This is a genomic window from Streptomyces sp. NPDC086077 (assembly GCF_040686175.1).
Taxonomy (GTDB): Bacteria; Actinomycetota; Actinomycetes; order Streptomycetales; family Streptomycetaceae; genus Streptomyces.
Window position 1 is genome coordinate 44,780 of sequence record NZ_JBFBJT010000030.1, and the last position, 13,712, is coordinate 58,491.

10 protein-coding genes and 1 pseudogene are annotated in these 13,712 nt (G+C 68.6%); 3 read left to right on the forward strand and 8 right to left on the reverse strand.

The window, feature by feature from the left end; translation table 11 throughout:
- Window positions 1-357: 357 nt before the first annotated feature.
- The 7 genes and pseudogenes from AB0O67_RS11965 to AB0O67_RS11995 form a co-directional block, all read right to left on the reverse strand.
- Window positions 358-1,506, reverse strand: coding sequence for an ABC transporter permease (locus tag AB0O67_RS11965; protein WP_365448848.1), 1,149 nt, complete (start codon window positions 1,504-1,506; stop codon window positions 358-360).
- Window positions 1,507-1,724: 218 nt separating this feature from the next.
- Window positions 1,725-2,459 carry an ABC transporter ATP-binding protein gene (locus tag AB0O67_RS11970; RefSeq protein WP_365448850.1) on the reverse strand — a complete coding sequence of 245 codons (735 nt, stop codon included), beginning with the start codon at window positions 2,457-2,459 and terminating at the stop codon, window positions 1,725-1,727.
- Window positions 2,456-3,907: a peptidoglycan-binding protein gene (locus tag AB0O67_RS11975; protein ID WP_365448852.1), complete on the reverse strand. Its 1,452-nt coding sequence runs from the start codon at window positions 3,905-3,907 to the stop codon at window positions 2,456-2,458. The genes AB0O67_RS11970 and AB0O67_RS11975 overlap by 4 nt, the downstream gene beginning before the upstream one ends.
- Window positions 3,904-4,824: a hypothetical protein gene (locus tag AB0O67_RS11980; protein ID WP_365448854.1), complete on the reverse strand. Its 921-nt coding sequence runs from the start codon at window positions 4,822-4,824 to the stop codon at window positions 3,904-3,906. Before AB0O67_RS11980 ends, AB0O67_RS11975 begins: the two co-directional genes overlap by 4 nt.
- A gap of 583 nt (window positions 4,825-5,407) precedes the next feature.
- Window positions 5,408-7,432, reverse strand: a complete 2,025-nt coding sequence (locus tag AB0O67_RS11985) for a serine/threonine-protein kinase (protein ID WP_365448856.1) — start codon at window positions 7,430-7,432, stop codon at window positions 5,408-5,410.
- A 280-nt stretch (window positions 7,433-7,712) separates the two neighbouring features.
- Window positions 7,713-7,889, reverse strand: a pseudogene (locus AB0O67_RS11990) (IS5/IS1182 family transposase); the annotation flags it as partial.
- A 425-nt stretch (window positions 7,890-8,314) separates the two neighbouring features.
- Complete coding sequence (locus AB0O67_RS11995) at window positions 8,315-9,787, reverse strand: amidase family protein (protein ID WP_365448858.1); 1,473 nt, start codon at window positions 9,785-9,787, stop codon at window positions 8,315-8,317.
- Between the two features lie 272 nt (window positions 9,788-10,059).
- On the opposite strand from AB0O67_RS11995, the gene AB0O67_RS12000 reads away from it, so the two are divergent.
- Complete coding sequence (locus tag AB0O67_RS12000) at window positions 10,060-10,710, forward strand: helix-turn-helix domain-containing protein (protein WP_365448860.1); 651 nt, start codon at window positions 10,060-10,062, stop codon at window positions 10,708-10,710.
- Between the two features lie 268 nt (window positions 10,711-10,978).
- Here AB0O67_RS12000 and AB0O67_RS12005 read toward each other — a convergent pair whose 3' ends face one another.
- Entirely contained in the window at window positions 10,979-11,212 is a 234-nt protein-coding gene (locus tag AB0O67_RS12005; RefSeq protein WP_365448862.1) for a DUF6223 family protein, read from the reverse strand.
- Window positions 11,213-11,402: 190 nt separating this feature from the next.
- Between AB0O67_RS12005 and AB0O67_RS12010 the strand changes: the two genes are divergently transcribed.
- Entirely contained in the window at window positions 11,403-12,155 is a 753-nt protein-coding gene (locus tag AB0O67_RS12010; RefSeq protein WP_365448864.1) for an alpha/beta hydrolase, read from the forward strand.
- A gap of 799 nt (window positions 12,156-12,954) precedes the next feature.
- Entirely contained in the window at window positions 12,955-13,575 is a 621-nt protein-coding gene (gene wrbA, locus AB0O67_RS12015; protein ID WP_365448866.1) for an NAD(P)H:quinone oxidoreductase, read from the forward strand.
- The last annotated feature ends 137 nt before the right edge of the window (window positions 13,576-13,712 follow it).

A 13,712-nucleotide genomic window follows, 5' to 3' on the forward strand; every position in this document is an offset into this window, starting at 1 on the left:
CGGGTGCTCTCACGCACACTGAACCGTTTGGCGCGCTGAAGACGTTGCCCGCCGTGGCGCACCTCACAGCGTTCCGGACGCTCGGCGTCCACTTTGAAAGTCTCCACGATGGCTCCACCGGGGTCGGTGGGGTCAGGGACCGCCTCCACCATCGGTGAGGTCCCTGCGACATCGGTCCACAGCGCGCACCTGGCAGGCCCCGTCGACCGACCGGGACCTCGTCCTCCGGTCTCGCGACTCCCCCTCTGCGCGGTGGGCTGCGAAAAGTTTCCTGGAGGCCCGTCGTAGTCACCGCATCGGGCCGCGCGGGCAGCCGTCCGGGCAGTGGGCGGCGTATCCGGGCTTGTGCGTAGCGGGTCACGAGGCTGCCCGCAACGCGTCCACGGGTTCCATGCGGGCAGCGCGCAGTGAGGGGTAGAGACCCGCGAGGAGGCCGACCAGAGCTCCGGCCACCGGCGCACCGAAGGCCAGGCGCAGGTCCAGCACGGGGGTCCATTCCTTGACCCCGGCGACGCAGACCACCGCGACGATGCCGAGGGCCGCGCCGATGACTCCACCGAGGAGGCCGATCATGGTCGACTCCGCGAGGAACTGACCCGCCACCTGGCGTCGGGATGCGCCTAGGGCACGCCGTAGTCCGATCTCGCCCGTCCGCTCCATCACCGTGACGAGGGTGACGTTGGCGATGCCGATGGCGCCGACGATGAGGGAGACGAGTCCAAGCACCAAGAACAGTCCGTTGACGTCGCCCTGGACGCCCTTTCTGGCTTTGGACAGGTCCGGCGGGGCGACCACGGTGAGAGCGTCCTCGTTCCCGGGAGACAGGGCGATCGGCGCCTGCCGGGCGACCTGCTGGGCCGCACCGAGCGAGGTGTTGACCAGCACCTTGGTGACACTCATTAGGTCCATCCGGTCCGCGGCGGTGGTCGGCGGCAGGATCACCGCCGCGGACAGCCGGTGCTCGCGCTGGAAGCCGCCGAGCACGCCGATCACGGTGAAGGACTGGCCGCGGAAGAAGACGGCGGGAGCGTGCCGGACGTCGTCGACGCCGAGCAGCCGGGCCGCCTGGTCCCCCAGGACCGCCACCCGGTCGTGGCGGGCGATGTCACCGACGTCGTAGAAGCGACCGCTGACCATCGTGCCGCGGACAGCCTCGGGCAGGTCAGGGCCGGCCGCCACGACCGCGAGGGTCTGTGACGTCAGCTCCCCCGGAGCGACCACGTCGTTGGCCCGCACCTGTACGTTCGCGGTGCCGCCCGAGTCGGCGAGCGCCGCGGCCGACACGACTCCGGCGAGCCGCTCGACCGCTTCGACGCCTGCCCAGTCCACCAGCGGGGGGCTGTCCGCGCCGGGCTGCTGGGGCGGCACCGTGACACTCACGGAGGTCGCGGTGAGGGCGTCGAACCGGCCGACAATCTGATTCGCCGCCGTCGATGCCACCCCGATCGTGATCACCAAAGTGGCGATACCGAGCACGGTGCCCAACGTCGTCAGCGCCGATCGCACAGGGCGGGCGAGTACTCCTGCCAGCGCTTCCGACCACAGGTCTCGAGGGTCGATCCACGGGCGCCCTGGCCGGTCGTGGCGGCGTGAGCGGCGGTGTTCGCCGCTGCGGCGTTCGGTGGCCCGTGCTCGGGGCGGCTGTCTCGGGTCCGAACCGGAGACCGGGGGTTCGGCCTTGAGCGGTCGCGCCCCCGAATCCCTGAGGGCACGGGTATGACGCCTCATGTGCTCTCCTGACCGAGTCGGCCGTCACGTATCCGTACCCGCCGGGTCGCGCGGCGGCTGACGGAGTCGTCGTGGGTGATGACCAGCAGCGTCATGCCCTGCGACTGCAGTTCGTCGAAGAGCGCCAGAACCGACTCGGTGTTCTCGCTGTCGAGGTTGCCGGTCGGCTCGTCGCACAGCAGCAGGGCCGGATCGCCCATCAGGGCACGGGCGATGGCCGCCCGCTGTCGCTCGCCGCCGGACAGCCGGCCGGGCAGGAAGCCGAAACGGTGCCCGAGACCGACCCGTGCCAGGGCCTCCCGGGCACGCTCGGCCCGGGTACCGCGTCCGCGGCCCGGCCGGGGAGCCCGATAGGCCTCGGCCAGCATGACGTTCTCCTCCACGGTCCGGTACGGCAGCAGGTGGAAGGACTGGAAGACGAATCCGATGCGGCTTCCGCGCAGAGCGGCGCGTTCCAGGTCGCCCAGGACATTGGTCAGCACCCCGTCGAGCCAGAAGCTCCCCGACGTCGGCCGGTCCAGCAGGCCCAGGGTGTTCAGCAGCGTGGACTTCCCCGACCCCGACGGGCCGACGATCGAGAGGTGCTCCCCTCGGCGGACCGTCAGGTCCACGTCCTGCAGCGCGCGCACCGGCGGTTCGGCGTCGAAGGTCCGGCAGACCGCACGGAGCTCGATGACCGTGTCAGCGTCCGGGGGCTCTCCGAGCGTGGCCGCCGTAGTACGTTGCTTCACTGTCCGACCACCACCTGGTCACCCACGTCCAGCGAACCGCTGTCGGGGGTCACCTCGACGAGCCCTGCGGCGGCGATTCCCACGCTGACGGGCACGGTGACGGTCGTACCGTTCCGCTGCACCTGTACGCGGGCCTTCCCGTCGGTGGACGTGCGGACCGCCGCCAGGGGCACCACGAGGACCGATTCTCTGGAGGCGCGCACCTCGATGGTCACCTTCGCGGCCCCGCCCGATTGGTTCCGCAGCGGACCGGGATCGGGTACGGAGATCTCCAAGGGCACGGGTGCCGACGGGTCGGCCGGGCCCGATCCGGCCGCGGCCTCTCCCTCCTCGCCGGACTCCTCGTCCGTGCCGGCCCCTTGGCCGTCTCCCGACGCGGCACCGGCCTTGTCGCTGCCCCGATCACCGGCCTGACCGGCGCCCGCACCGCCGATCCGTGACACGACACCGCGGACCTCGCGGCCGTCCGCCGTCTCGACTCGCGCCGTCATCCCCTCGCGCAGTGCGGCGCCGTCCGCTCCGGGCACCGTGGCCTGCACCACCACGTCGGAGGACGTCACGGTGACCACCTCGCCGTCCAGGGAGCCGCCGAGTCCCACCTTTACCTTGTCGACACGCACCGGAAGGTCGGGCAGGAAGACCACCTCACCCGCCGGGACCTTGGTGCCGTAGGTGGCCTCGAACGCGTTCAGCGCTGCATTCGCCTGGTCCAACTGCCGTTGCGCGGAACGCAGCCGGAGATCCGCGGCCTCACCCGACTGCGGTGTGGTCACCGTGCCGCCGTCCGTGCCGTCGCCCCCGACCGACCGCACCTCAAGCAGGGCCAGCTGGGCGGAAGACACCGCCGCCTCCAGTTCGGCGCGCTGCTGCCGATCGGCGACGCCGGGGTTCTGCGGCGCGTATCCCTTGCTCTCGTACCAGCGGCCGACCGCTGCCGCGGTGCCCTCGCGGAAGTTGCCACTGACTGCACCGGGGTCGTGGCCGAGCCTGCGCAACGCGCCCTGCAACTGCCGGACGTCCTCGCCCGAACTGCCCGGGCCGAGCGTGCGGTACATCGGTACCGGGCCTCGCAGCACGAACACCGGACGGCCGCTGACCTGCATCAGGACACTGCCCTCGGTCAGGGTTTCTCCCTCGGTCGGCAGCTTGGTGACCCGTTGCGCGATCTCGTCGTCCCCGGAGGAGCCCACGGGACCTGACAGCGAGATGCCCTGCGGTGCCCCGAACTCCACCGTCCCCTGGGCCACCACGGTCGCGGTCAGCTTCTGCCGCGCCACCGCGACCGTCACCGAACCGGCCTTCGGCGGCTGGTGCGCGGCTGCGGCGTCGGCGGGCGACTGCATCTGCGTACCGGTGATCCAGCCGCCCACCCCCACTACGGCCACCACGCCGACGATGATCACGACCTGCCTGCTGCGGCCCGCCGGCCCCCTACGGACGCGGCTCATCCGCCGACTCCGACGAAGGGGTGCTTGGCCAGCTTCGGGAAGTACGCGGCCCGGAACTCCTTGCCGCACTCCAGATCCGCCAGGGCGACGTTGATCTCCTGAGCGAGCTTGGCCCTCGCGGTCTCCTTGTTCAGCTTGTCCACATTCTCGCCTTGGCCGTTGACCGCGAACTTCACCATGTCACCGATGGAGGTCGGCTGCGTGGTGGTGACAGTGATCCCCTCATCGCGGAGGCAGGACGCGAAGTCCTGGGCCAGCGACACCAACTGCGGGTCTCCGTCGAGAGCCTGCTGCGCCGCTCGGTCCGCGGCCCTGGCGGCGTCCGCTTCACGGGCGCGTTCGGCCTCGGACTTCTCCGGACCGTAGGCCCTCAACTCCGCGTCCTTGCGGCAGCCCGGCAGCTCCGTCTTCTTTCCGTCCACCAACACCAGCTCACCAAATGCCTTCTCGTAAGCCCGCTGCTGAGCCGGGGAAAGCGAGTCCCGATACTCCTGGTCGGGACTTGTTTCGTACTTCTCCGTGTACGCCCGCGAGCCGATGGCGTTGACGTCGTTCGGATAGACGACCCGGGCGTACGTGACGCCGTACCCGTACTTCGCGCGGTACTCCTTCGCCAGCTCGTAGTCCTGCCCGTCGAACGGGAACCGCTCTGCTTCGGCGCTCTCCACGCGCGGTGTGTAGGTGAAGCCCTTCTCCCGCATACAGGCAGCAAGGGCGTTCTGATAGAGGTATTGCTTCTTGGTCTCCTCGTCGGCGTCCTGAGGAACCGCCAGTTCACCGTTCGCGGCGGTTGTCGGGGCCGACGCCGAGCCTGCCGAGGCAGCCGAACCGGGTGAGGTCTTGCCACTCTGGGAGCACCCGGTAAGCACCAGCACACAGGTCGCGGCCGAGGCGGCAACCGGCAAGGCAGCGCGCATCTTGAAGAGAGGAGTCACGTCGTTCCATCGTGTCGAGCGGACATGGCCGAGCGGGCGAAAACGTCCCGTCGAATTCCTCAACCCGGTTGGCCCCCACTCAGAGCAGAGCCTCCGAGGCGAAAGTGACACACGTCACGGTTCAAGTTCGGCGTAAGTTGCTCAGGCGCCACGGACGCAGGGGGTTCACCAGTCAACGAACAGCGGCCCGCCGCCCGCACCGCCGGGGACTGGTCAGGCCTACGCCCGATGACGAGGTAACCCATCCTGCGCGGGCACATCCGCGGTCGCTTACTCACACTCGGGCTGCCGTCGCTCCGTACTTCGCGGGCTTCCTCCCGGTGCCGGCGGCTTCGGCATGTCCGGCTCGAAATCCATGGCACGGTGGAAGCACGGGCAGTTGAAGGCGTGCATGACCATTGCCGGCCAGGCGATCGTCGAACCACCCAAGAAAATGGGGACGAAGAGCGCGCGCTCACCCGCTACGTTTGTACGGCCGGCTGGGACAGGGAGACTCGTCTTCCGACCGACGGGCAGGGAGGTCCGAGAGCACCCTCAGCGAGGGAGTGACGGAGGGTCCATCGGCTCAGAGGTAGTCGATGTGTACGTCGGGGGCCAGGCGACTGACCAGGGCCGCGACGCGGTGGCGCTTCGTCTCGGCAGTCACGGTGGACGGATAGGGAACGGTCACCCTCAGACGGTTGGGTTCCTCGGGAACCAGTCCGTGCTGTGGGCGTGGCAGAGGTCTCCCCTCCTTCACCCGGACCTCGATCTCACAGTCGAGGCCCTGTGAGTTGTCAGCGGGGGAGACAGCGGCCACGTCACGCCACGGGACGACCTGCGTGGTGGCCGGCGCGGTGCGCTCAGCCCGGCTGTGGACGCTGATGCCCTCCGCATCGAAGGTCACGGTGAGCACATGGGGGAACATGGTTTTGCCGACGCAGAAGGCCAGACCCATGATCGAGGCTATGCCCAGGATGTACGTGCCGACGTTGTCGGGGTACGTTCCGCGCCCCCAGATCATGTACGCCACTGCGCCGCAGCAGACGGCCAGAGACAGCCATCCCCCGCCGGCAGCGACCATGCGGCGTCGGCTCCGGGTGAACTCCATGTGGGTGACGGTGTCCTGGGGCGTGTTCCGCCTGGAACCGTCTCCGCCGGCCGGTCTCGTGGTCGCCGCGGCGCCCCCGGTCGCGGCCTCCTCGTCCGACAGGGTTTCCGGGGCAAAGCGCCGTACGGCCTCCAGTGCGACGCGCGCCGTCTCCCGCGGGGCGGATCCCGGCAGCCTGCGCCGAGTGCCGTCCGGGTCGAGGGCCTCGATGCGCTGCCACAAATTCACGTCGGCGATCGGCCCGAACACGGGATCACCGGTCGCGCCGCGCGGCAGGGGCGCATCGTCGAACATTCCCAGCTTCAGCACGGCGAACGGCCGCTCGCCTACGACGACATCGACGGCGGCGACGTCCTCCCAGGGAACGAGGTCCCACTTCGTACCGAGCCAGGTACCTATCCGCGTCGTCACGCCGTCGGTGTCCAGCCGGACGCTACTGCGGCTCCGCATCAAAACGCTCAGGATGCCCAGCACGCAGGGGACCGCGGGCAACGCAAGAGCCCATGCCCACGCCGCTCCTGCGCTCAGGAGGTAGGCGGACGCCCCGCCCGTCACGACGCACAGGAAGACCAACGGCACCACGGCGGCGACGCGCGCCGTCCATGGCGTGCGGAAGGTGACCGCCCGCAGACCGGGGGCCATGGTGGGCCGGGTGGCCGCCGGTCGCCGCGCAGTGACAGCCGTGGCCGCGTCCGGATCGACGGCCGTGACGAAGGTCTGCACCGAACCGTTCGCGACCGCGGGCGCACCGGTGACCGTGTCCCGGCCCGCCCCGTCGGTCGCCGGAGCCAACGCGAGGAGCAGTTGTTCCGCCGTCGGCCTGGTCCGTGGGTCCTTCGCCAAGCATTGGGCGACCAGTGGACGCAGGGGGTCCGGCAGCGCGGACAGGTCCGGATCGTCGTGTACGGCCCGGTACATCAGCGACATGTGGCCGCCCTCGCCAAAAGCCCGGCCACCGGCGGCGTGCACCAGCACCGCGCCCAACGCGAAGACATCGCACGCGGGCCCGACGAGACCGCTCCCGATCTGCTCGGGGGCGAGGAACCCCGGCGTACCGACGACCATGCTGGTGTTCGTCAGCCGGGTCTCGTCCAGGGCTCGCGCGATGCCGAAATCGAGAACCCGTGGTCCGTCGTCGGTCATGATGATGTTGGACGGCTTCAGGTCGCGGTGGACCAGGTCGCAGCTGTGGATGGCCACCAGCGCCTCCGCCAGCGCGGCTCCCAGCTCACCCAGCTCGGCGTGGTCCATCGGCCCGTCCTCGACGATCACCGCGTCCAAGGGCTTGCCTGGGATGAAGGCTGTCACCATCCACGGCGGGTCCCCGTCCGGGTCGGCGTCGACGACCTGTGCCGTATGGAACCCGCCTACGCGCCGCGCAGCCTCGACCTCGCTGCGGAACCGTGAGCGGAAGCCGACGTCGGCCGCGAGTTCGGGCCGCGCCATCTTGACCGCGACCAGACGCCCGCCCGGAGAACGACCTTGGTAGACCTTCCCCATGCCTCCCTCGCCAAGCCTGCCTGTCAGCCGGTAGCCGCCGACGTGTGTGGGATCGCCCGGACCGAGCGCCTGCATGTTGCCCCCCGCGCGACCAGTCAGCCGCTGCCTCAAAATGCCGGTGTGGTACCTGAGTTGAACCACGCGACATCAAACTGTAGGCGCCCGGGGCAGGCGGCGGAAGGCCGGTGATCGGAGGGCGTCGGGCCACTGAGGACCTTCGTCTGGATCATCAGGCGGACCACAGGAAGCTGCCGATGACGTGCTCCTCGACCCGCGAGGGAACCCTGGCGGTCAATCCGCCTCGAGACCGGCCCAGCGCCTGGTCAGGCATCGGAGGTGGCGGAGCCCTTTGGTCCGTCCTGAGCCGGTTCCCCTCCTGCGGCTCCGGCGGCGTGCTGGTGGGCACGTTCGTGGTGGCGTCCACCGACACGGTCCACACCACCGCGCCCACGGCGTCATCTTTGGCCTGCACGGCTCCAGCAGCTTCACAAAGGGACCCGGGAGCGAAGCGTTCGTAGGCGGTCTGCCACGGACCATGACCCGAGCGGGGAGCCGCACAGGCGGCGGGAAAGCAGTCCGTCGTCTGTCGCCCGGATGGTGCACGGTCTGGCGACAACCGCCAGCGTCGCCGCTGCAGAGGACCTCGTCACTGCGGTCTTCGGAGAGCGCCGTGCGGCCTGCCAAGTGCGGCCGGCATCGACCACCCCGCCCCGCGTGAGCCAGGCGTGGCCGCAGGTTAGGTCAAAAATCCGCCTGAGAGCACGCGAGGGGTTGGGATACAGACTCTGCTGGAGCCAGCAGATGTGCACGCCGGCGGCTCCGATGCCGAAGCCGTAGGTGGGCCCGCGCGGCGGCGCCCGAGCTATTCCCCGTCAAGTGGTGTCACACCGTCCTTTCCTCAGGTGCGGGCAGGGCGTCGAAAACGGTCTCGACTCGACGTGCCAGGTCAAGGAGTTTCCTGTCACTGCCATGTGCGCCGTCGATCTCGATCCCTATGGGCAGGCCATGTCCGGTCAGACCAATCGGGATACTGATGCCAGGCAGGCCTGCTCCACTCGTGGGAACGGTGTTCTTCGCAAGGAACAGGTCACTGACCTCTTCGCCCGCGACCTTGAACCTCGACCGGTGCTCGATCAGCGGTGCGGGGGTGGGCGTCGTCGGGAAGATCAGGGCATCGAACCCGTGCGTGAATACCCTACCGAGCCGACGCTGAAGTTCCGGGCGGTCGACGGAAAGTATTGCCTCGTAGGTCTTCTGCGAAATATAGCCCTGTCCGCTCGGCTGAACGAGATGGCTCCACACCTCTTTGAGCTCGGGCTTGAGCTCGTTGTAGATTTCCTCGAAGGAAACCGGGAAGTTGTGCTGCCGGAGGAATTCCGTCACAGATTCCCTCGCCTCACGGAAGAAGAGGTTCCACGTCAACCGGTCCGCCAGTGGCGAAAAATCCTCACCGAGGTCAATCTCGACGACCTCGGCACCAGCGTCCTGCAGACGCAGGAGCGCATTCTCAAAATGCGCTTCGGTCTCAGGGTCGATCAACTCCATGTACTGCCGGGGAGCATGAGCGAACCTCGCCCCCTGCAGATCGGAACGACCAGAACGGGGAGCGGCGGCATCCTTCGTGACGACCTGGTCGATCAGCGCGCAGTCTTCGACGCTGCGCGCCAGGACGCCTGTCGTGTCAAGCGTGTGCGAAATCGGCGCGACGCCACCCCTCGGCCACCGTCCCGTGGTCGGTTTGAAGCCCACCACGCCACACAGTGATGCGGGGACCCTGATGGAGCCGACGGTGTCGCCGCCCAACGCCGCAGGCACGATACGAGCCGCGACAGATGCGCCCGAGCCACTCGAAGACCCGCCCGGCACGTGCTCGTGTCCGTAGGGGTTCTTCACCTGTCCGTAGAAGCTGTTGCTTCCGGTCAGCCCGAAAGACATTTCAACGAGATTGACCTTGCCGAGGACAATACCGCCTGCATCTTTGATCGAGCCGACAACCTGGGAGTCTTCGGTCGGCACGAAACTTCGCAGAGCCTCGACTCCAAGCGTTGTGCGAAGGCCACGCGTCGCGTAGCTGTCCTTCACGCCGATCGGGACGCCAAGGAGGGGCACTCTGAAGCCCGCCGCGCGCGCTTTGTCCGCGTCCCTGGCCGCAGTCAGCACGGCGGATTCGTCTATCGTGATGAAAGAATTCAGATCCGAATTCTCCCGCGCGCGTCGCAGGAGTGCGGCCGAGTACGACTCGGACGTGATGTCGCCGTCCCGAATTGCGGCGGCCGCGGCAGCAATCCCGAGTTCGGCCAGGTCGTTTTCTTCCGATGCCGGCACTGCGCCGACGGAGACCTCTTTGTCCTGCATGATTGCCTCTCTTGGATCCGAAATAGGCCGTCGGCAAGTGACCAGCACACCGGTCCCGCGAGCTCTACGACCCTTGTCTGCCGGAGGCCCTCAAGGCGCGATCGCCACAGCACTCCGGGCCGCAGGCTCGGGACAGGTGCTACCGACGCTCCCCGCCCGCGGAAAGGGCTGCAGCAGATCGCACGCACCTCCCACAAAGTAAAGCGATCACTGTACCTCGTGAAACGTAACATGCCTCTTGCTGGAAGTAAAGCGATCGCTATACTTGCGGCATGGCAGCGACTGATTTGACGGCCGGTACCCCTCGACGAGGCGGGCGTGGGGCGCGGGAGCGCATCCTGCGCGCCGCCGTCGAGTTGTTCGCCCGCGACGGCATACACGTCACCGGTATCGCGAAGCTGACCGAGGTGGCGCAGGTGTCGACTCGCACGTTCTACCAGCACTTCCCGAGCAAAGAGGCATTGGTCAGCGCCTACCTGGAGCGTCTCGAGACGGACCCGGAAGGGCCCGTGCACGGCGAGACCGTTCTGCAGCGCACCGACCTCAGCGCGCGCGAGCGTCTCCTGGCCCTGTTCGCCGGCTCGCCGCCACCAGGGGTCGTACGCGGCTGTCCACTGCACAACGTCGCCGTCGAAGCTGCCGGGACGATGCCCGAAGCCACAGCACTGGTCGAGCAGCACAAGAGAGAGTTCACCGAGCGCCTGATCAAAACCACCGCCGAAGCAGGCGCACGCGAGCCCGAGACCCTCGGACGGCGGCTCGCCGTGCTGTTCGAGGGCGCCAACGCCCTGTCCACCTCACTCAATGACACGCTTCCGTATCGGGACGCCCGGGAACTGGCCACCATGTTGATCGACCAGGCGACGGGAACCACTGACGGCGACAACGCAGGCTCGGAAGCAGCCCCTCCGTCGCAGCGCTAACGGCACCAGTGACAGGGCTTCCTCGCTCTGAAGCCAGTACATACATACGTCGGCTGGCTGTACCGGTGCGGAGTGAGCGAGCCGGGTGCCCTGAACCGCACAGCCGCACACGTGGGTTCGTGCCCCGAACTCACGTCCCGGGCGGACCGTCGGCGTAGACCCGGCGGGGCTCACGAGTGGACTTGAACTCCCGCTCGTGTTCGACGTGTTCGGCGCTCCGCTCGATGCGTCGGGAGCGGGCGAGAGCGCGCCGGCCAGGGCATCGCGATCAGCCCCAAAGACTGGCCGCGATGCCTCTCACGATCCCGTTGCCGGTGCTGGGGCCACCGTTGCAGGTAGCCAGGTGCAGTACCGCTAGTGCCGTGCAGACCATGCCCTCCGCTGTGGCTGGCATTGCGCCGGTGCGCGCGTTGCCGGTGGTGATACGGCCGGTGACGCGGGCCAGGGACAGCCAGCCAATAGCCACGCCGACAAGATCCACCCCCACAGGCCAGGCCGGCATCCCTCCGCCCGTCGCCGATGGCTCCACCCTCTGCCTGGCAGGACACCACGTCGGACCTTGAGGCCGGGCAAATGTCCAAGGGTAGGATCCGTGGGTGCTCGTTGACTCCCCCTTCACCTTGCCCCATCATGTTCGGCCCATACGCCTCAGCACCCGGCGAGGCGACTTCGCCGCGTTGCAGGCCACTCCGGTGGATGGTCCCCGTGGGACCGCTCTGCTGCTGCCCGGCTATACGGGCAGCAAGGACGAGTTCATCCCTCTCTTGTCATACCTCCTCGACGCCGGCTACCGCGCGGTTGCAGTCGACGCCCGCGGGCAGGACGAGACGGTCGGCTCCGACGACGAGGAGACGTATCAGCAGGAGGCCCTGGCCGCGGACGTGCTGGCCCAGGCCGAGGCTCTCGGCGCGCCGGTGCATTTGTTGGGACACTCGATGGGGGGCCACGTCGCTCGGGCGGCGGTGCTTGCGGACCCACACCCCTTCCTGTCCCTGACGCTGCTGTCCTCGGGTCCGGCCCAGGTCGGCGAGGAGCGGCAACTCCAGCTGAAGCTGCTCCTGGGGGCACTCGACACCATGACGATGGCGCAAGTATGGGAGGCAATGCAGAAGCTCCGGCCCGTGAACGCGTCCCCAACCGAGGCGGAGCGCCTTCGCCTGCGCTGGCTGCGTACCCACCCCTCGCACCTGCGCGTGGTGGGACGGCAACTGCTGTCCGAACCCGACCGGACGGCGGAGCTCGCGCTCCTCACCGCGCTGCCCAAGCACGTCCTGTACGGCGACCAGGACGACACCTGGGCGACGGGGCTGCTGCAGGACATGGCCACGCGACTGGACGCCCGTCGGACGGTGCTGACGGGAGTAGGGCATTCGCCGAATCTGCAGAAGCCCGCCGAGACCGCCAGCGCGTTGATCGACTTCTGGGCCCATCTTCCGGGCGCCTGAGTCACGGCCCCGCAGCGTACCTACCTGTGATCACCGCTTACGCGGGCGTCCTGCCAACCCGGTCTTGACACCCTCGCGGTGGGCTGAAATTGCAGGCCGGGATCACGGTAGACAACCATGGCCGCATGGCCCGTCGGCACTCGCCTCACAGGTTCTGAGCGGCCGTGCCGGCTATCGCTCCCACTCCGCCATGCTGTCGAGTCAATCAACATGGCGAGTCGTTCGACGCTCGCCGCGCGCAGCGGACTCCCGGACTGGCGCCGGTCCGAATGGGCAGTGGCACCGAAGAGAGCGCTTGTCCCCCGCACCGCAGCCGGGAGCAACAGGTGAGTTGCGAGAGCCGCCTGCGCGTCTTGACGCGCTGCGATTCGCCAGGCGGGTCCTGGAGCAGCAGGCAGGCCGGCAGTTTGCGACTCCGTGGCTGCATTTCTGGAGCGGTGCAGCCGGGCCGATGGTTTTGCGGACTGCGCGGAACCCGCGGCCTGCTCTTGTGCATTCACGGCGGGCGGGATTCCGTCGTGCAGCGACAAGGCAGGCATGCAGCGCCAACACCGCCATCCACCTCCGCCAACGGGCCACCGACCCGCCCCCGGAGGGGCCAGGCCAAGAAAGCCCAGGTGAAGACGGCAGCTGATGCGATGTACATCACCTCTCGCCTCGTCACCACGGTCACGCGAGGATGGTTTACGATTCAACCACCACGCCGCCAGGCGGGTGCCCCGATCAACCGTACGAGTGCCGTCATGGGCTTTTTCAGCCGTAACCGCACTCCGCCCCAGAGAACACGGAGACCACCCCAGTGCCCAGCCCCGTCAAGCTCGCCGTCGTCTACTACTCCTCCACCGGAACCGTCACCACGATCGCCGAAGAGATCGCGCAGGCCGCGGAGAAGGCCGGCGCCGAGGTCCGCCTCCTCAAGGCCGCCGAACTGGCCCCCCAGTCCGCTATCGAGTCCAACCCCGCCTGGGCCGCCAACGCGGCAGCCACCGCCGCCATCCCCACCGCATCGCCGGAGGACCTGGAGTGGGCGGACGCGGTGATCTTCGGCACGCCCACCCGCTTCGGCAACGTTGCCTCGCAGCTCAAGCAGTTCATCGACACGCTCGGCGGCCTGTGGGCCCAGGGCAAGCTGGCCGACAAGGTGTACAGCGGCTTCACCGCCACAGCAACCACCCACGGCGGCCAGGAGTCCACCCTCCTCGCGCTGTACAACTCCATCCACCACTTCGGCGGCATCCTCGTCTCCCCCGGATACACCGACGCCGTCAAGTTCGCCGACGGCAACCCCTACGGCACGTCGCACGTCGACGCGCAGGGCAACAACCCCGTCGGTGACACCACCCGCGCCGCTGCCCGCGTCCAGGCCGAACGCGTCGTCAAGATCGCTGCCGGCCTCAAGGCCGGACTGGCCGACGCCTGAAATCAGCTCCTCACCCGCGCGGCGCGCGGAAACGAGCCCCTCCGCTGCACATGGAGTGCAGCGGGGGGGCTAGGCCGTGGTGCGGGGGCTCAAACCGCCTCGACCGACAGGCAAATGCCCACGCGCGGTGGCACACC

Coding starts and splice junctions, on each gene's coding strand:
- AB0O67_RS12005 (WP_365448862.1), bottom strand. CDS start 11,212: ATGCCGGCCTGGCCTGTGGGGGTGGATCTTGTCGGCGTGGCTATTGGC.
- AB0O67_RS11985 (WP_365448856.1), bottom strand. CDS start 7,432: ATGGGGAAGGTCTACCAAGGTCGTTCTCCGGGCGGGCGTCTGGTCGCG.
- AB0O67_RS11980 (WP_365448854.1), bottom strand. CDS start 4,824: ATGCGCGCTGCCTTGCCGGTTGCCGCCTCGGCCGCGACCTGTGTGCTG.
- AB0O67_RS12000 (WP_365448860.1), top strand. CDS start 10,060: ATGGCAGCGACTGATTTGACGGCCGGTACCCCTCGACGAGGCGGGCGT.
- AB0O67_RS11995 (WP_365448858.1), bottom strand. CDS start 9,787: ATGCAGGACAAAGAGGTCTCCGTCGGCGCAGTGCCGGCATCGGAAGAA.
- AB0O67_RS11975 (WP_365448852.1), bottom strand. CDS start 3,907: ATGAGCCGCGTCCGTAGGGGGCCGGCGGGCCGCAGCAGGCAGGTCGTG.